General features: G+C 51.7%; 17 protein-coding genes and 2 pseudogenes. 8 read left to right on the plus strand and 11 right to left on the minus strand.

Annotated elements, in window-relative coordinates; translation table 11 throughout:
• Positions 1 to 35: 35 nt before the first annotated feature.
• From minE to minC, 3 genes are read right to left on the minus strand one after another with little or no spacing between them, the layout of a single operon-like run.
• Positions 36 to 302, minus strand: a complete 267-nt coding sequence (gene minE / locus HV345_RS10625; RefSeq protein WP_001185666.1) for a cell division topological specificity factor MinE — start codon at positions 300 to 302, stop codon at positions 36 to 38.
• A gap of 3 nt (positions 303 to 305) precedes the next feature.
• On the minus strand, positions 306 to 1,118 hold the full coding sequence (gene minD / locus HV345_RS10630; RefSeq protein WP_003020956.1) for a septum site-determining protein MinD: 813 nt from the start codon (positions 1,116 to 1,118) through the stop codon (positions 306 to 308).
• Positions 1,119 to 1,141: 23 nt separating this feature from the next.
• On the minus strand, positions 1,142 to 1,849 hold the full coding sequence (gene minC / locus HV345_RS10635) for a septum site-determining protein MinC (RefSeq protein WP_016153376.1): 708 nt from the start codon (positions 1,847 to 1,849) through the stop codon (positions 1,142 to 1,144).
• Positions 1,850 to 1,975: 126 nt separating this feature from the next.
• On the opposite strand from minC, the gene HV345_RS10640 reads away from it, so the two are divergent.
• The 3 genes from HV345_RS10640 to HV345_RS10650 all read left to right on the plus strand — a co-directional run bounded on the left by HV345_RS10640 (position 1,976) and on the right by HV345_RS10650 (position 3,537).
• Positions 1,976 to 2,269 (plus strand): YcgL domain-containing protein, encoded by a 294-nt coding sequence (locus HV345_RS10640; RefSeq protein WP_016153375.1) that lies wholly within the window; start codon positions 1,976 to 1,978, stop codon positions 2,267 to 2,269.
• A 69-nt stretch (positions 2,270 to 2,338) separates the two neighbouring features.
• A complete protein-coding gene (locus HV345_RS10645; RefSeq protein ID WP_016156786.1) occupies positions 2,339 to 2,998 on the plus strand; it encodes a fumarylacetoacetate hydrolase family protein in 660 nt (219 codons plus the stop codon).
• A 92-nt stretch (positions 2,999 to 3,090) separates the two neighbouring features.
• Positions 3,091 to 3,537, plus strand: coding sequence for a YcgN family cysteine cluster protein (locus HV345_RS10650; RefSeq protein ID WP_016153373.1), 447 nt, complete (start codon positions 3,091 to 3,093; stop codon positions 3,535 to 3,537).
• Positions 3,538 to 3,566: 29 nt separating this feature from the next.
• Here the strand turns inward: HV345_RS10650 and HV345_RS10655 are convergent, their stop codons facing one another.
• The 3 genes from HV345_RS10655 to nhaB form a co-directional block, all read right to left on the minus strand.
• Entirely contained in the window at positions 3,567 to 3,908 is a 342-nt protein-coding gene (locus HV345_RS10655) for a DUF1971 domain-containing protein (protein WP_016153372.1), read from the minus strand.
• A 110-nt stretch (positions 3,909 to 4,018) separates the two neighbouring features.
• A complete protein-coding gene (gene dsbB / locus HV345_RS10660) occupies positions 4,019 to 4,549 on the minus strand; it encodes a disulfide bond formation protein DsbB (protein ID WP_003844060.1) in 531 nt (176 codons plus the stop codon).
• Positions 4,550 to 4,690: 141 nt separating this feature from the next.
• Positions 4,691 to 6,235: a Na(+)/H(+) antiporter NhaB gene (nhaB, locus tag HV345_RS10665; protein ID WP_029139569.1), complete on the minus strand. Its 1,545-nt coding sequence runs from the start codon at positions 6,233 to 6,235 to the stop codon at positions 4,691 to 4,693.
• A 236-nt stretch (positions 6,236 to 6,471) separates the two neighbouring features.
• On the opposite strand from nhaB, the gene fadR reads away from it, so the two are divergent.
• Entirely contained in the window at positions 6,472 to 7,191 is a 720-nt protein-coding gene (gene fadR / locus HV345_RS10670; RefSeq protein ID WP_016153370.1) for a fatty acid metabolism transcriptional regulator FadR, read from the plus strand.
• Between the two features lie 75 nt (positions 7,192 to 7,266).
• Here fadR and HV345_RS10675 read toward each other — a convergent pair whose 3' ends face one another.
• Positions 7,267 to 8,799 carry a SpoVR family protein gene (locus HV345_RS10675; protein ID WP_114680220.1) on the minus strand — a complete coding sequence of 511 codons (1,533 nt, stop codon included), beginning with the start codon at positions 8,797 to 8,799 and terminating at the stop codon, positions 7,267 to 7,269.
• Positions 8,800 to 9,121: 322 nt separating this feature from the next.
• Between HV345_RS10675 and HV345_RS10680 the strand changes: the two are divergent.
• Positions 9,122 to 9,724: pseudogene (locus tag HV345_RS10680) on the plus strand (FAD-dependent oxidoreductase); the annotation flags it as partial.
• A 1-nt stretch (position 9,725) separates the two neighbouring features.
• Here HV345_RS10680 and HV345_RS10685 read toward each other — a convergent pair.
• Positions 9,726 to 10,877: an IS30-like element IS30 family transposase gene (locus HV345_RS10685; protein ID WP_001254932.1), complete on the minus strand. Its 1,152-nt coding sequence runs from the start codon at positions 10,875 to 10,877 to the stop codon at positions 9,726 to 9,728.
• Positions 10,878 to 10,938: 61 nt separating this feature from the next.
• On the opposite strand from HV345_RS10685, the pseudogene HV345_RS10690 reads away from it, so the two are divergent.
• Positions 10,939 to 11,643, plus strand: a pseudogene (locus tag HV345_RS10690) (FAD-dependent oxidoreductase); the annotation flags it as partial.
• Positions 11,644 to 11,655: 12 nt separating this feature from the next.
• A complete protein-coding gene (dadX, locus tag HV345_RS10695; RefSeq protein ID WP_103928301.1) occupies positions 11,656 to 12,726 on the plus strand; it encodes a catabolic alanine racemase DadX in 1,071 nt (356 codons plus the stop codon).
• 107 nt (positions 12,727 to 12,833) lie between these two features.
• On the opposite strand, the gene HV345_RS10700 is transcribed toward dadX, so the two are convergent.
• Positions 12,834 to 14,573: a potassium/proton antiporter gene (locus tag HV345_RS10700; RefSeq protein WP_016153367.1), complete on the minus strand. Its 1,740-nt coding sequence runs from the start codon at positions 14,571 to 14,573 to the stop codon at positions 12,834 to 12,836.
• 97 nt (positions 14,574 to 14,670) lie between these two features.
• Positions 14,671 to 15,585 carry a muramoyltetrapeptide carboxypeptidase gene (ldcA, locus tag HV345_RS10705; RefSeq protein ID WP_155574672.1) on the minus strand — a complete coding sequence of 305 codons (915 nt, stop codon included), beginning with the start codon at positions 15,583 to 15,585 and terminating at the stop codon, positions 14,671 to 14,673.
• A gap of 98 nt (positions 15,586 to 15,683) precedes the next feature.
• Here ldcA and emtA point away from each other — a divergent pair, with 98 nt between their 5' ends.
• A complete protein-coding gene (emtA, locus tag HV345_RS10710) occupies positions 15,684 to 16,295 on the plus strand; it encodes a membrane-bound lytic murein transglycosylase EmtA (protein ID WP_016153365.1) in 612 nt (203 codons plus the stop codon).
• An 11-nt stretch (positions 16,296 to 16,306) separates the two neighbouring features.
• Here emtA and ycgR read toward each other — a convergent pair whose 3' ends face one another.
• Complete coding sequence (ycgR, locus tag HV345_RS10715) at positions 16,307 to 17,041, minus strand: flagellar brake protein YcgR (protein ID WP_095715404.1); 735 nt, start codon at positions 17,039 to 17,041, stop codon at positions 16,307 to 16,309.
• Positions 17,042 to 17,212 lie beyond the last annotated feature (171 nt).

Below are 17,212 nucleotides of genomic sequence, written 5' to 3' on the forward strand. Positions count from 1 at the left end.
CCTTTTTTGCAACTATAACTCACTGAGCAAAGCCGTTATTTAGACTCTTCAGCTTCAGGTAATGTCACGTTAAGTTCGAGGATAGATATATCGCCGTCTTTTTGTTCAAGCTGTACGGTGACCATTTCGGGATCAATTTGTACATACTTGCAGATAACCTCGAGAATATCTTTCCTCAGTTGCGGTAAATAATGTGGCTCGGCGTCACTACGACGACGTTCCGCAACAATAATCTGCAGGCGCTCTTTAGCGATGTTCGCTGTGCTCTTTTTCCGCGAGAGAAAAAAATCCAGTAATGCCATAACTTATCCTCCGAACAGGCGTTTGAGGAAACCTTTCTTCTCTTCTTCAATGAAGCGGAAAGGACGTTCTTCTCCCAACAGACGGTCTACGGTATCAGCATAGGCTTTACCGGCATCAGCATTGATGTCGAGAATAACCGGCTCACCCTGGTTAGACGCGCGCAGGACTGACTGATCTTCAGGAATCACGCCAACCAGCTTGATTCGCAGAATTTCCAGTACGTCTTCCATGCTCAGCATGTCACCTTTATTTACGCGGCCAGGGTTGTAGCGCGTCAGCAACAAATGCTCTTTAATCGGATCCTCACCGTTTTCCGCACGACGAGATTTCGACGCCAGAATACCCAGAATACGGTCAGAGTCACGTACAGAGGAGACTTCCGGGTTAGTGGTGATAATCGCTTCATCGGCAAAATACAGGGCCATCAGCGCGCCGGTTTCAATACCCGCTGGGGAGTCGCAGACGATGAAATCGAATTCCATCGTTTTCAGGTCGTCCAGAACTTTCGCGACGCCTTCACGCGTCAGCGCGTCTTTATCGCGAGTCTGTGAGGCCGGAAGAATAAAGAGATTTTCGGTACGCTTATCTTTGATTAACGCCTGATTTAACGACGCATCGCCCTGAATAACGTTGACGAAGTCGTAAACGACGCGGCGTTCACAACCCATAATCAGATCGAGGTTACGCAGGCCGATATCAAAATCAATAACGACAGTTTTCTTTCCCTTCTGGGCCAAACCTGTAGCGATGGCCGCGCTGGAGGTGGTTTTGCCAACGCCCCCTTTACCCGAAGTAACAACAATAATGCGTGCCATAGAAATTCCTTGTTAAAAAGGGATCAATTCAACGGTTGAACTGTCAAAGCGTTCTCTGCTAATTGCAGACGGGCCGCTTTGCCATAAAATTCTGCTGGGATTTTATCACTCAGCCAATAAACACCTGCGATAGACACCAGTTCTGCCGTCAGATGGGTACAAAAAATTTGCGCTTCACGATCGCCGCTTGCACCTGCCAGCGCACGGCCTCTCATCATTCCATAAACATGAATATTGCCATCAGCGATAAGCTCTGCGCCCGCACTGACGTGGCTTGTAACAATCAGATCACATTGTGGAGCATAAATGCGCTGACCGGAACGAACCGGCACATTTATTAATCGTGTTTTTGTGATGGGAGTAACGTTTTGCGGCGGAGCGACGGGAGCCGGGACCTCAACAGGCGCAGGACGAATAGCTTTTTCTTTACCTTCAGTCAGTAAAGGAAGACCCATTTCGTCGATTTCTGCCTTTAGTCTGGCGTCTTTGCATCCGCTAACGCCAATAATGCGCAATCCGGTAGACGCGACCACTTTCTGCAGCGCTGACCAGTTTACCGGGCTTTCAAGACCACTCACGTTAACCACCACGGGAGCATGTTTTAAAAAAGCCGGTGCCTGCGCGATTTTGTCTTCCAACGCCTGACGAATAACCTCGGGTTCTGCTTCATGTAAATGAACCACTGATAAGGTGAAGCTACTGCCTTTAAGCTCGATTGGCGTGTTTGACATCCTGGCCTTACTCAATTTGCTATTTATCATCCCCAGCGCGGGGTGATATTCCGAAGACTATAAGGCATGTTATAGTCAGTATTATATTGAGGCAAGCCAACATTCCGTGAATTCAGAGTAAAAGATATGTTTTGTGTGATCTACCGAAGCAGCAAACGTGACCAGACCTATTTATATGTCGAAAAAAAAGACGATTTCTCGCGCGTTCCTGAAGAACTGATGAGAGGATTTGGTCAGCCGACGCTGGCAATGATGTTACCGCTTGATGGGCGAAAAAAATTAGTTAATGCCGATCTTGAAAAAGTAAAACAGGCCCTGACCGAGCAGGGCTATTATTTACAAATACCCCCGCCGCCAGAAGATTTACTTAAACAGCATCTGGCAGCGGCAAAACAAAATACACCAGACGCTAAACGTTAAACTGCATCCGGCAGCAGCACGTTCCATCGATGCAGTACCTGAAATCTATGACTACGTTAGGGGAAAGTAATGTATCAACATCACAACTGGCATGGTGCTCTGCTGGATTATCCGGTGAGTAAGGTGGTTTGCGTAGGGAGTAACTATGCCAACCATATTAAAGAGATGGGCGGAACCACCCCGGAAGAACCGGTTCTGTTTATTAAACCGGAAACCGCGCTGTGCGATTTGCGCCAGCCGCTGGTGATCCCATCTGATATGGGGTCTGTCCACCATGAAGTTGAGCTGGCTGTGCTGATTGGCGCGACCCTGCGGCAAGCGACAGAAGATCATGTGCGCAAAGCCATCGCCGGTTATGGTGTCGCGCTGGATCTGACCCTGCGCGATATTCAGGGCAAAATGAAGAAGGCGGGGCAGCCATGGGAAAAAGCGAAGGGTTTTGATAACTCTTGCCCGCTGTCTGGATTTATTCCGGTGGCGGAGTTTAACGGCGATCCGCAGGATACGATGCTTGGATTAACGGTCAACGGTGAAACTCGCCAGCACGGCTCCACGGCGGACATGATCCATCACATCGTTCCCTTGATTGCTTATATGAGTCGTTTCTTTACCCTCAAAGCGGGCGATGTGGTGCTAACGGGAACGCCAGCAGGCGTGGGACCTTTAAGCAGCGGCGACGAACTGGCCATCAGTTTTCACGGTCAAACGCTAACAACCCGCGTGCTGTAATCTCTGCTTGCCGCCTTTTCGGGCGGCAAAACTTGCATCAGCGTGCCAGACTGGTTATAAGGTGCAGCTTTATTGCAATAGCGGAAACCCTGATGAGCGACATACCTTTCTGGCAAAGTAAAACCCTTGATGAAATGACCGATGCCGAGTGGGAGTCATTATGTGACGGGTGCGGTCAATGCTGCCTGCATAAGCTGATGGATGAAGACACTGACGAAATCTACTTTACCAACGTCGCCTGTCGTCAGCTCAACATTAAAACCTGCCAGTGTCGTAATTACGAACGTCGATTCGAGTACGAGCCTGACTGCATCAAACTGACGCGTGATAATCTGCCGACTTTTGAATGGTTGCCGATGACCTGCGCCTATCGTCTGCTCGCAGAAGGAAAAGGGCTGCCGGAGTGGCACCCGTTGCTGACAGGATCAAAAGCGGCGATGCACGGTGAGCGTATCTCAGTTCGTCATATTGCGGTGAAAGAATCGGAAGTGCGTGACTGGCAGGATCATATCCTGAACAAACCTTCATGGGCGGACTGAGCCGCCCATCGATTAGCAGGCGTTAAGGGTTAAGACTTTTTCGCCTGATACATCTCATCGGAGTGGTTGTCATCTTCCACCCAGAAGTTAATGTTGAATTGCGCATCGTCGCTTAATTCAACGCGATGCCAGTACTGCGGTGGGCTGGTTGCGAACTGACCGGCATTAATCACCACTTTCACTTCAGGTTCTTTTGCGTCTTCATTGGCAAAGCCATAATACGTTACCGTACCTTCCATTACGCAGAGCTGTCCAAACACGCCTGCTGCGGTGTTATGGTGAGAAAGAAGTGCTGCCGGGACGTTGTCTTTGGTAAAGAAGGGAGTAGAGCGTTTTACTTTCCAGTTTGCCGGGATGCGTAAATGGGACATCAGACATCTCCTTGGTGTGGCATCTATAAGATGTATTTAATATACATCTTATAGATGCCAGCAGGCAATGAATTTAAGGCAAAAAAAACGCTCCCGAAGGAGCGTCTCTGTTAGCGACCGAAGAGGTCACGTTTTTTCGGTTTAAACGGCTGTGCTATGACTACCAGCACGGCGACCACCAGGTAAGCGGCGAAGATCCCCAACAGCCACTGTGGCATTTCCAGGGTTAAAAAAGACCACTGGCGTTCAGCACAGTCACCGGATGCTAAAAACACCTGCGGCAGCCATTTGTCCAGCGGCAGCCAACTCGGGAAGCGTGCGGCAAAATCACAGGTCATAAACGGTGATGGGTGCAACTGAATCATGGTGTGCTCATACGCTAACTGCAGTCCACGCCAGGCACTGTAAATCCAGATAATCATCGCCACATAGCGCAGCGGCGTTTTTGGTGCGATAGCCCCCACCAGCCCCGCGCCCATCACACCAAATAATGCGCTACGTTCGTAAATACACAACACGCAAGGTTTTAGCAGCATGACGTGCTGGAACCACAGCGCGACAAGCTCCAGCGCAAAGGCGGTTAACGCCAACAATAACCATGCACCACGACCTCGGGAGCACTGGTTTAAAAATCGCAACATAATAATTTCCCTGCAACATGCGTAGAGAGCGCAGTTTAAACCAATTCAATTTATGCGCCACTAGCAGGAATTGAAAATTTGAGTAATCGGATAATTATCATGCAAAAAGTCAAACCGGGCAGTGATTTGCCCGGTAAATTGTTATGAAAGTGTAGCTAACCAGCCCGCCTGGGTCATCCACTCAGTCACCGGAACAAGCGTGAACTCGACGCAAAGCAGACCAACCAGCGTCAGGACGAGAGTATAAGGCAGAGCCATCCACACCATGCGGCCATAAGAGAGTCGAATCAATGGTGCCAGCGCGGAGGTCAGCAGGAACAGGAATGCCGCCTGGCCATTTGGCGTAGCAACGGAAGGCAGGTTAGTCCCGGTATTGATCGCCACCGCTAACAGCTCAAATTGGTTAAGGCTGATGGTCCCATGTTCCAACGCGGCTTTGGCTTCGTTAATGTAAATGGTGCCGACAAACACGTTATCAGAGATAGAAGACAGCAGGCCGTTAAAGAGATAGAACAGCGTCAGTTGAGCATGTTCAGAGGACTGCAAAACAAACTGAATAATCGGTGAAAAGAGCTGTTGATCGATAATCACCGCAACGATAGAGAAGAATACGGTCAGCAGGGCGGTGAAAGGCAGCGACTCGGTAAACGCTTTACCAATCGCGTGTTCGTCAGTAACGCCGGTCAACGACGTGGCCAGGATAATGACGGACAGACCAATTAATCCGACTTCCGCCAGATGCAGGGCTAGGGCAACCACCAGCCAGATACCGATAATCGCCTGGACAATCAGTTTGATTTTTTCCTGACGAGTACGCTGCTGACGGCTTTGATCGTCAAACTGTTGCAGGACATCGCGGACGGTCTCCGGCAGCGTTTCGCCATAGCCAAACCAGCGCAATTTCTCAACCAGCATGCAGGTTAACAGGCCGCAAATCAGCACCGGGACGGTGACCGGCGACATGCGCAGGAAAAAGTCACCAAAATGCCAGCCAGCCGCTTTGGCGATAATCAGGTTTTGCGGTTCGCCGACCATAGTCATTACGCCGCCTAACGCTGTACCGACACCCGCATGCATCATCAGGCTGCGTAGAAAACCACGGAACTGCTCCAGTACGACCTTATTGTGCTGATCGATATGGCTGTCATCGAGCATATTGTTGTCTTCCGTGCGGGAAGAGGCGAAGCGATGGTAGATACCATAAAAACCAACCGCTACGCTGATTACCACGGCAACGACGGTCAGCGCATCCAGGAATGCAGAAAGGAAGGCGGCGGCAACGCAAAATGCCAGCGACAGCAGCATCTTGGAGCGAATCGTAAGCAGTAGGCGGGTGAAAATAAACAGCAGCAACTGCTTCATAAAGTAGATGCCAGCCACCATAAACATCAGCAGCAACAGCACCTCAAGGTTAGCGGCAACCTCTTCACGCACATGTGTGGCGCTGGTCATGCCGATGATGACCGCCTCGATGGCTAGCAGCCCGCCTGGTAGCAGCGGGTAACATTTTAACGCCATCGCCAGCGTAAAAATGAACTCGGCTACCAACAGCCAGCCCGCAATAAAGGGATTGATGAAAAATATTACCGGGTTAACGACTAAGAATACGAGTAGTGCAAGTTTGTACCAGTCAGGTGATTGACCTAAAAAATTGCGCCACATAGCGCGGCCCCATGATAGCTCCATGGTGATTTCCCTACCTTTAAAAATGAAATCATGTTTTTATGTTTGACCGCAAAGCTTAGCGGGAGGAGGGAGTACAGGCAAGCTATTCACGCGACGGACAAGGCTGGCTGTGCTTCAGCGTAATCTGGAAAATGAAGCCTTGATCCACTTTTTCTTCATTGCGTCAGCTATCAGCCATGTAGCCCGTCTGGTATGATAACTGTAACTATGTTTTGCTGTGTAATGGAATTATCACTATGGTCATTAAGGCGCAAAGCCCGGCTGGGTTCGCGGAAGAGTACATCATTGAAAGTATCTGGAATAACCGCTTCCCACCTGGCACTATTTTGCCTGCTGAACGTGAACTCTCTGAACTGATTGGAGTGACACGTACCACGTTACGCGAGGTATTACAGCGTCTGGCGCGGGACGGCTGGTTGACCATTCAACACGGCAAGCCGACGAAGGTGAATAACTTCTGGGAAACCTCCGGGCTAAATATCCTTGAAACGCTGGCGCGTCTCGATCACGAGAGCGTGCCGCAGCTTATTGATAATCTGCTGTCCGTGCGTACCAACATCTCGACGATCTTTGTTCGTACCGCGTTTCGCCAGCATCCTGATAAAGCGCAGGAGGTTCTGGCAACGGCAAATCAGGTGGCCGACCATGCTGATGCGTTCGCCGATCTGGACTATAACATTTTCCGCGGTCTGGCATTTGCCTCTGGCAATCCGATTTACGGTTTGATCCTCAATGGAATGAAGGGATTATATACCCGCATTGGCCGCCATTATTTCGCCAATCCGGAAGCCCGCGCGCTGGCGCTGAGCTTTTACCGTAAGCTGTCAGAACTTTGTGATCAGGGTGCTCATGAGCAGGTATATGAAACGGTGCGTCGCTATGGTCACGACAGCGGCGAGATTTGGCATCGTATGCAGAAAAACCTGCCGGGCGATTTAGCTATTCAGGGGCGCTAATCGCACCTTATCCGGCCTACGAAATGCATTGTAGGCCGGATAAGACGTTTTCGCGTCGCCATCCGGCAATAAGATTTACAGACCGTTCATCCTCGGCGGGCAACGCTCCAGCAGTTCCACACTGCCGTCTTCATTCTGCTGCTCCAGCATCACGTCAAAACCCCAGAGCCGGTGCACATGCTTGAGCACCTCTTTGCGTCCTTTATCCAGCGGAGCGCGGTTATGCGGAATATAGCGCAAGGTGAGCGAGCGGTCGCCGCGCAGATCGACATTCCAGATTTGAATATTCGGCTCAAGGTTGCTCAGGTTATATTGCGACGACAGCCTGTTGCGGATCTCACGATATCCTTCCTCGTTGTGAATCGCGGAAATCTCCAGATAATTATGACGATCGTCATCCAGCACGGTGAACAGACGGAAATCACGCATAACCTTCGGTGACAGAAACTGGCTGATGAAGCTCTCATCTTTGAAATCGCGCATCGCGAAATGCAGGGTTTCCAGCCAGTCAGAACCCGCTATATCCGGGAACCAGTATTTGTCCTCTTCGGTAGGCGACTGACAAATTCGTTTAATATCCTGGAACATGGCAAAACCTAGGGCATAGGGGTTTATGCCGCTATACCACGGGCTGTTGTACGGCGGCTGGAACACCACATTGGTATGGCTATGTAAAAACTCCAGCATAAACCGTTCGGTGACTTTACCTTCGTCATAAAGGTGATTAAGGATGGTGTAATGCCAGAAAGTGGCCCACCCTTCGTTCATCACCTGGGTCTGTTTCTGCGGATAAAAATACTGGCTGACCTTGCGCACAATGCGCAGCACTTCGCGTTGCCAGGATTCCAGCAGCGGGGCGTTCTTCTCCATGAAATACAGCAGATTCTCCTGCGGTTCAGAAGGATAACGTCGGGCTTCCGCAACGGTTTTCTCTTCCTCTTTCTTCGGCAGCGTACGCCACAACATATTTACCTGGCTTTGCAGATACTCTTCACGGCTTTTCTGTCGGGCTTTCTCTTCCTGTAGGGAGATTTTTTGCGGGCGTTTGTAACGATCCACGCCGTAGTTCATCAGCGCGTGACAGGAGTCGAGGAGCTTTTCGACTTCATCCACGCCGTAACGCTCTTCACACTGGGTAATATAGTTTCGCGCGAAGATCAGGTAATCAACGATGGAGCTGGCATCCGTCCAGCTACGGAACAAATAGTTGTTTTTAAAGAAGGAGTTATGTCCGTAGCAGGCATGCGCCATCACCAACGCCTGCATGGTGATGGTGTTCTCCTCCATCAAATACGCGATACACGGATTGGAGTTGATAACAATCTCATAGGCCAGCCCCTGCTGACCATGCTTATACAAACGCTCGGTTTCAATAAATTTTTTACCAAACGACCAGTGAGGATAGTTGATTGGCATCCCGACGCTGGAGTAAGCGTCCATCATTTGTTCGGAGGTGATCACCTCGATTTGGTGCGGGTAGGTATCCAGTCTGTAGAGTTTCGCCACGCGGTCTATTTCCGCCAGATAGATATCCAGCAGATCAAACGTCCAGTCGGGTCCATCGCTTAACCGTGTGCTGTCCTTGTTCATGGAATCAATCGTAGCCATTCGCGCACCCTCATTGTTGGCGGCACTCTCTGTCTGGAGTACCTCATTTCAAGCATAGATCATGGTGTTAAAAAACGTGCTGCGGCTGAATTTTTTTCTTTGCGATTTCTTGTTAGCGAGGCGTCGAAAAACGGTATGGCCGCAAAATTTTATGCTGGATAAAAATAACGCACAGCAGGAGATACCAAAGCAGGGAGTTCCCCGCCATCACCGCCATATGTGAGATAAGTCACCATAAAAAAGCCATATGTTGAATAATATTTTCAACTGAGTTATCAAGATGTAATTAGATGATTGTTCTTTTACTGTTAACGGAGTGGCTATGCGAGTTGTCATACTGGGAAGTGGTGTCGTTGGCGTGACCAGCGCCTGGTACTTAAGTCAGGCTGGACACGATGTCACCGTCATTGATCGTGAGCCCGGTCCGGCACTGGAAACCAGTGCGGCGAACGCGGGGCAAATCTCTCCAGGTTATGCAGCACCCTGGGCGGCGCCAGGCGTACCGCTTAAAGCAATTAAATGGATGTTTCAGCGCCATGCGCCGCTGGCCGTTCGCCTTGACGGGACGCAGTTCCAGTTGAAATGGATGTGGCAGATGTTACGTAACTGCGACACGAGTCATTACATGGAAAACAAGGGCCGGATGGTGCGACTGGCGGAATACAGCCGTGATTGCCTGAAAGCGCTACGCGCCTCTACCGGTATCGAGTACGAAGGACGCCAGGGCGGAACGTTGCAACTGTTCCGTACCGCTCAACAGTATGAGAACGCGACCCGCGACATCGCCGTCCTCGAAGACGCCGGCGTGCCGTATCAGCTCCTGGAAGCAAGCCGCCTGGCGGAAGTTGAACCGGCGCTGGCGGAAGTGGCACACAAGCTGACCGGCGGTCTGCGTTTACCGAATGACGAAACGGGTGACTGTAGATTCAATCTGTCAATGCAACACCCCTTTCAATTATCTCTTTCGGTGTTTTGAACTTCAGTGTCTTTCTCGGTCTGTTGTTTAGCTGAGCAGCAACCAGATCTAGTTCATGTTGAGTATATTGGGCAAGACATGTCTTTTTAGGAAAGTACTGCCGAATTAGCCCATTTGTGTTCTCATTTGTTCCCCGCTGCCAAGGACTCTGAGGATCGCAGAAGTAAACTTTAACGCCGGTGCTGACAGTAAATTCTAGATGTCTGGCCAGTTCCATTCCTCTGTCCCATGTCAGTGATTTTCTGAGTTCTGACGGTAAACTCAGGAATTTGTCGGTAAGAGCCTGATTTACTGAGACAGAATCTTTGCCCCTGAGTCTAAGGATGATCGTATAACGTGATTTTCGGTCTACAAGTGTGGCTATATGAGAGTTTTTTGTACCTGAGACTAAATCGCCCTCCCAATGCCCCAGAGAGCGTCTGTTATCGATATTTCGGGAACGTTCGTGAATTGGTGTTCCGTTCACTATGTTAATCGTACCTCTTTCGCCTTTGCGGGTATGACGCCTGCCATGGCGAAGGCTATGCGACCGTCGCAGATGCTGTATATTCAGGTGGTGTAGCGCTTCACGGCTACGAAAGTACAGCGTTTTATAAATTGTCTCAGGTGATATTCGCAGCGTTTTTTGACGTGGTTTTGTTCGCCTTAACCATCCTGATATTTGCTCTGGAGACCATTTCATCTCCAGCTTTTCCAGAACAAGCTTTCGCAATGGCAAATTTTGATCCAGTAAGCACGGTTTTGGCCTTTTCGCCATTCTGTTGGCTCGGTTATTAGCATCAACAGCTTTGTAATAGCGTCTGCCCCGATTACGCTGAACTTCACGTGAGATCGTCGAAGGACTGCGATTCAGCGCAGTAGCTATCGCACGAATGCTCATTTTGGCTGACAAACCAGCTCGTATCTCCTCGCGCTCAGACAGTGTCAGGTGAGCTACAGCCCGCTTACGCTCATGGGGTTTTATGCCGCCAGTATCCCTTAACATAGTGAAGATCGTTCCGGGTTTTGAACCCAGGATATTCGCTATTTCACTGAAGCCTGTTCCGTTCTTCCATAGTTCAAAAACAGAGGCTTTTTCCTCTGCTGTAAATGTTCGTCTCATTCAAAAAACCTCCGCAACCCCATGTTTTCACATAACTGTTGCGTTGACCAATTGAATCTACAACTGCCAGCTGTTTACCCAGCGTCTGGCGCTGATGGCGGAGCAGGCGGGTGTGAAATTTCGCTTTAATACTCCGGTCGATAAGCTGCTGAGCGATGGTGAGCAGATTTATGGCGTTCAGTGTGGCGAGGAGATAGCCAAAGCCGATGCCTATGTGATGGCGTTCGGCTCGTACTCTACGGCGATGCTGAAGGGGATCGTTGATATTCCGGTCTATCCGCTCAAAGGCTATTCATTGACCATTCCGGTGGCGCAAGATGACGGCGCGCCGGTTTCAACGATCCTTGATGAAACCTACAAAATCGCCATTACCCGCTTTGATAACCGTATTCGCGTTGGCGGCATGGCGGAGATTGTCGGCTTCAATACGGAATTGCTGCAACCCCGTCGTGAGACGCTGGAGATGGTCGTCCGCGATCTCTTCCCACGCGGTGGGCATGTGGAGCAGGCAACCTTCTGGACCGGGCTGCGTCCGATGACGCCGGACGGTACGCCAGTGATCGGGCGAACGCGCTTTAAGAATCTACTGCTTAATACCGGCCACGGCACGCTGGGCTGGACCATGGCCTGCGGTTCGGGTCAGTTGCTGAGCGACATTCTGTCTGGCCGCACACCAGCCATTCCTTACGACGATCTGAGCGTGGCGCGTTACAGCCCGGGGTTTACCCCATCTCGTCCACGGCATTTACATGGCGCACATAACTGATAAGGACGTGAGATGACTCGCCCGATACTGGCCAGCATTGACCTGCAGGCGTTGAAACAAAACCTGACCATTACCCGCCAGGCCGCGCCGGACGCCCGCGTCTGGTCGGTGGTGAAAGCCAATGCCTACGGACACGGCATTGAACGTGTCTGGAATGCGCTGGGCACAACCGACGGTTTTGCCATGCTCAATCTTGAAGAAGCGATAACCCTGCGTGAGCGCGGGTGGAAAGGCCCGATACTCATGCTGGAGGGATTTTTCCACGCCGAAGACCTGGTGGTGTATGACAAATATCGTTTGACCACCTGTGTACACAGTAACTGGCAATTAAAAGCGCTGCAGAATGCGCGCCTCAACGCGCCGCTGGATGTTTACCTGAAGGTGAACAGCGGCATGAACCGACTGGGTTTCTTACCGGAAAGAGTATCAACGGTCTGGCAACAGCTGCGGGCAATGCCCAACGTCGGTGAAATGACGCTGATGTCCCACTTTGCAGATGCGGAGCACCCGGAAGGTATCCAGGAGGCCATGGCGCGTATTGCACAGGCGACAGAAGGGCTGGAGTGCAGACGGTCGCTGTCCAATTCGGCCGCCACGCTGTGGCACCCTGAAGCACATTATGATTGGGTGCGCCCGGGCATTATTTTGTATGGCGCATCACCTTCGGGACAGTGGCGGGACATCGCCAATACCGGCCTGAAACCGGTCATGACCCTGAGCAGCGAGATAATCGGCATACAGACGCTGAAAGCTGGAGATCGGGTGGGCTACGGGGGACGCTATACCGCCAGCGGCGAGCAGCGTATTGGCATTGTGGCGACCGGGTATGCAGACGGTTATCCGCGCCATGCGCCAAGCGGAACGCCGGTGCTGGTGGACGGCGTACGCACGACAACGGTAGGGACGGTCTCAATGGATATGCTGGCGGTAGATCTGACACCGTGTCCGCAGGCGGGGATCGGGACGCCGGTAGAGCTGTGGGGCAAAGAGATTAAAATTGACGATGTGGCCAGCGCAGCGGGTACGGTGGGCTACGAGTTGATGTGTTCTCTGGCGCTGCGCGTGCCGGTTGTGACGGTGTAACGTATCTGAAGCCGGATGTCGACGCTTATGTGTTTCATCCGGCTACACCGTTTATGCGACGCAGAGCGCAAACCGGGCAAAGCGCTGCCGCCGCCCGGCAAAAAGCATCAACGCGCCTCATCCTCATCTTCAGCAACGCGAACACCGACCTTCAGCACCGCATTATCTTCTTTCTCAGCAACCGTCCAGATCATGCCAGCAAATTCAACCTGGTCACCGACGACCGGCGCGGCGCCAAGCAGATGCTGGACAATTTCACCCAGCGTTTGCTGTTTATCACGATACTCTGTGCCATCTTCCAGGCCATATATCAGTGCCACATCGGCATATTTTGCGCTGGCCTCGAGAATAAAATCACCGAAGAAGCGCTGGTCTAACGACACCGGCGGCGACTGGCTAAACAGCTTGCCGAGAGCCGGGAGATCGCGCTCGCGGCCAATGACGCACAAAACGTCGCCTTCACGCAGCCGCGTACTGCCGGATGGGTGAAACAGCACGTTGTCACGAAACAGGGCGGCAATTCGCGTCTCTTCCGGCATATGCAGGTCGCGCAATGCGGCTCCTACACACCACTTATCCGCGCTGAGCTGATAAACGAACTGTTCCCAGGGGTTTTCCGGATGAATATCCAGACCAATGCGCGAAACGGGCCAGCCGACGGGAGGAACCACCACTTTGGCTTTTTTGGCGGCCCAGGAAAGCGACGTTCCCTGAAACAGCAGCGAGATCAGAACCACGAAGAACGCGACGTTAAAGAACAGGCGCGCATTCTCCAGACCCGCCATCATTGGGAATACGGCGAGGATGATGGGGACTGCACCGCGCAGGCCCACCCAACTGATGAAAATGCGCTCGCGCAGATTGAAGCCACGAAACGGCAGCAGTCCGGCGAAGACCGACAGCGGACGGGCAATGAATATCATCCATGCAGACAAAATCAGCGCAGGGATCGCGATAGGCAGCAGGTCGGACGGCGTAACCAGCAGTCCCAGCACCAGGAACATGGCGATTTGCGCCAGCCATGCCAGACCGTCGAAGTTTTGCAGAATGCCAAATCGGTTGCGGATGGGGCGATTACCCAGCAGGAAACCACACAGATAGACCGCCAGAATACCGCTGCCTTCCAGTGCAGTGGTCAGGGCAAAAATCAGGATCCCACCGCTTAAGGCCAGTAGCGGATAAAGCCCGGCAGGCAGTGAAATGCGGTTAATCATTTGCTGAAGCAGGTAGCCACCACCGAGCCCCAGAATGATCCCTAAGCCGAATTGCTGGATAATATGCACTGCAAACATCCAGCTTAAACCGGTCTCGTGATTTTGAATCATGGCGATAAGCGTGATGGTCAAAAACACCGCCATCGGGTCATTACTTCCGGATTCAATTTCCAGCGTTGAGCCAACACGCTCGTTAAGCCCCTTGCCGCCGAGCAGGGAAAAAACCGCCGCGGCATCGGTTGAACCGACAATCGCGCCAATCAGGAGTCCTTCGATAAGATCCAGATGAAACAGCCACGCGGCCATCATGCCGGTGAGTCCGGAGGTTATCAGCACCCCGACGGTCGCCAGCGACAGCGCCGGGCCTAACGCGACACGAAATGAGCTGGCCTGGGTGCGCATCCCGCCGTCGAGCAGGATAACCGCCAGCGCCAGGTTACTCACCATATAGGCGAAAGGGTAGTTATCGAAAGGAATACCGCCCACGCCGTCGACTCCCGCTAACATACCGATAGCGAGAAATATCACCAGAATAGGGATACCAAGACGTGATGAGAATGAACTGAGTAAGATACTGCAGGTGACGAGTACGGAACCCAAAATAAAAAGGCTAATTATTGCTGCGGCATCCAACGTTCGGTTACTCCTGAATTACGCTGTTTCGTATTTATAAACCCTAACATAATAACGACAGAAACAGCGTTTTACTTAGCCCTGTTAACCGCTTTTTTTACGATTTAAGTACCGGATGCCCACTTAAGGTGAGCTGAGCGCCGTTTTTATCATTTTTCAGTACCGCTTTGGCCCCCAACGGCAAGGTGACGGTGCGTTGTTCATGACCAAAATCGAGGCCGTCGATCACCGGAACCGATAACCTGGCGCGTAGAAAATCACAAACTGAGTCAAGACTGTAACCCGCGTCGTAATCATTAGGTGCGCTGCCGCTAAAACTGCCGAGGATAATGGCGTTTTGTCGGGCCAGTATTCCTGCGTGATACAGTTGCAGCAGCATGCGTTCAATGCGAAAAGGATGCTCGTTAATGTCTTCCAGCACCAAAATGCCGTTTTCGATAGCGGGCATCCACGGCGTGCCCATCAGAGAAATGAGCATCGCCAGATTTCCGCCCCATAGCGTACCTTCGGTCGCACATGCCGGACCGTTACCTTGCCACTCGAGGGTAAATTGGGCATTGCGAACAGCCTGCCAGAAATGGTGCTCGGTAAATGCGTTCATCTCCTCGGCGCCAAAGTTAGCCGCCAGCATCGGGCCGCTGAAGCTAATCACATTCCCCTGCGCCAGCAGACCACACTGGATCGCGGTAAAATCGCTGTGTCCGCACAGCAGCAGCGGGTTGTGTTGCTGACGGTTCGCCAGCGCCTGCCAGTCAATATCTGCCAGTAAACGGCTCGCGCCATAGCCGCCGCGTACTGCCATCACAATGGTATCGGGCGTGTTCAGATTTACGAGCGCGTTCACATCAGCAAGCCGTTCTGCTTCTGTACCCGCAAAACGCTGGCAACGGCGCGCAATGACCGCTGAATTGTCGACCTGATGACCGGCCTCAGTAAGACGCGCCAGCCCGCGTAAGGCAGCCTGCTGGTTGATACAGTAGCCCGACGGGGCAATTAAGTGAAACCGGGACATGGCATTTCCTTGCTACAACTAAAACCAAATGTATATCATGCCGCGTAGGTATGTCGTTGTCACCTCAGCGACAGGTTCCGGCTATAAGGATAGATGACGTGAAATTGAGATGGTTTGCTTTTTTGGTTGTATTACTTGCGGGCTGTAGTTCAAAACAGGATTACAAAAATCCGCCGTGGAATGCTGAAGTTCCGGTTAAACGCGCAATGCAATGGATGCCGATCAGCGAAAAAGCCGGTGCGGCCTGGGGTGTCAGTCCACAATTGATTACCGCGATCATCGCCATTGAATCAGGTGGAAACCCGAATGCGGTCAGTAAGTCTAATGCGATTGGCCTGATGCAGTTAAAAGCCTCGACGTCAGGGCGTGATGTTTATCGTCGCATGGGGTGGAGTGGCGAGCCGTCAACCAGCGAGCTGAAAAATCCTGAGCGCAATATCTCGATGGGGGCCGCATACCTGAGCATTCTTGAGACCGGGCCGCTGGCCGGGATCGAAGATCCGCAGGTGATGCAATATGCGCTGGTGGTATCGTACGCCAACGGTGCGGGCGCGCTGCTGCGAACGTTCTCCTCCGACAGGAAAAAAGCCATTAATAAGATAAACGATCTCAGCCCGGATGAATTTATTGAACATGTTGCGGATAATCATCCGGCGCCGCAGGCTCCGCGCTATATCTGGAAGCTTCAACAAGCGCTGGATGTGATGTAATTCAGGTGATGCTAATCGCGCACCTTATTCGACTTTTCCCGGGCCTCGCGCTCGAGGGAAAAAATAATCCGCTGTAGGTTACGCTCCACCGCCGGGCCGACGTTGAGAAAACGAAAGCTCAGGCGGGGAGTGGTAATTGTTTCGTTTTTCCCGTCGATAACTTTGCGTTCGCTAATGGAAATTAGCTGGGCGTCCACCTGATACACTCCCCATTGCTCCATGTTCAGTTCAACCTGTGAAAAGCGCATGCCTTCTACCAGTCCCTCTGGTTTTGCTGTTTCTAACAGCCCGCCCATACCGCCAAGAGACAAATCGAATAAGCGAAAACACAGCGTGCTGTTATCCGGCATTTTTACCGTGCAGCGATAGGGGGGATGCAGTGGAGCACCGATACGGAAATATTCCCGACGCTGGACGAACCACAGAGATGGCGGCAATGATGAGATAAATGCGGGTAACCGCTGGTATTCGCCTTTTTTCAGCTGTGGCAGGGTGAACTCCACTTTGGCTCCCTGTGTTTCGGCGATAATCGTTATCTGACTGGCCCGCTGCACGGCCTGGTTTTCATATTCCTGACTACCAAAATCCATGATCAGTTCGTCCGGGCTGACCGCCAGTATTTTGCTGATGAACTGGCCACCTGACCAGGAGATACGCAGCGGAACCTGCTGCGAATTTAAGTCCCGGAGTACGCCTAACACCGCTAACGGATTTTGCTTCAGGAACTGCTCATTGTAGTTACTCACACCTAATGACTCCTGGATGCCTGGTTTATCGTTGGATTATCGGCATCAATCAACGGAACTTAATACAAATGGATGAAATTTTTTACCAAACCCAATGAATTAAGTCTGAGGGAAAAAGCACGTAGCGATGGCTTGCCTATACTTAACGTGCTGGCGCAAGAATGTCTTGCG

The organism is Citrobacter sp. RHBSTW-00986 (assembly GCF_013783065.1).
Classification (GTDB): Bacteria; Pseudomonadota; Gammaproteobacteria; order Enterobacterales; family Enterobacteriaceae; genus Citrobacter; species Citrobacter braakii.

Bases quoted from the DNA above. Each gene is read 5' to 3' on its own strand.
- nhaB (WP_029139569.1), bottom strand. From the start codon at position 6,235: ATGGAGCTATCATGGGGCCGCGCTATGTGGCGCAATTTTTTAGGTCAA.
- minE (WP_001185666.1), bottom strand. From the start codon at position 302: ATGGCATTACTGGATTTTTTTCTCTCGCGGAAAAAGAGCACAGCGAAC.
- minD (WP_003020956.1), bottom strand. From the start codon at position 1,118: ATGGCACGCATTATTGTTGTTACTTCGGGTAAAGGGGGCGTTGGCAAA.
- HV345_RS10675 (WP_114680220.1), bottom strand. From the start codon at position 8,799: ATGGCTACGATTGATTCCATGAACAAGGACAGCACACGGTTAAGCGAT.
- dadX (WP_103928301.1), top strand. From the start codon at position 11,656: ATGACTCGCCCGATACTGGCCAGCATTGACCTGCAGGCGTTGAAACAA.
- HV345_RS10650 (WP_016153373.1), top strand. From the start codon at position 3,091: ATGAGCGACATACCTTTCTGGCAAAGTAAAACCCTTGATGAAATGACC.
- fadR (WP_016153370.1), top strand. From the start codon at position 6,472: ATGGTCATTAAGGCGCAAAGCCCGGCTGGGTTCGCGGAAGAGTACATC.
- dsbB (WP_003844060.1), bottom strand. From the start codon at position 4,549: ATGTTGCGATTTTTAAACCAGTGCTCCCGAGGTCGTGGTGCATGGTTA.
- HV345_RS10640 (WP_016153375.1), top strand. From the start codon at position 1,976: ATGTTTTGTGTGATCTACCGAAGCAGCAAACGTGACCAGACCTATTTA.
- HV345_RS10655 (WP_016153372.1), bottom strand. From the start codon at position 3,908: ATGTCCCATTTACGCATCCCGGCAAACTGGAAAGTAAAACGCTCTACT.
- ldcA (WP_155574672.1), bottom strand. From the start codon at position 15,585: ATGTCCCGGTTTCACTTAATTGCCCCGTCGGGCTACTGTATCAACCAG.
- HV345_RS10645 (WP_016156786.1), top strand. From the start codon at position 2,339: ATGTATCAACATCACAACTGGCATGGTGCTCTGCTGGATTATCCGGTG.
- minC (WP_016153376.1), bottom strand. From the start codon at position 1,849: ATGTCAAACACGCCAATCGAGCTTAAAGGCAGTAGCTTCACCTTATCA.
- HV345_RS10685 (WP_001254932.1), bottom strand. From the start codon at position 10,877: ATGAGACGAACATTTACAGCAGAGGAAAAAGCCTCTGTTTTTGAACTA.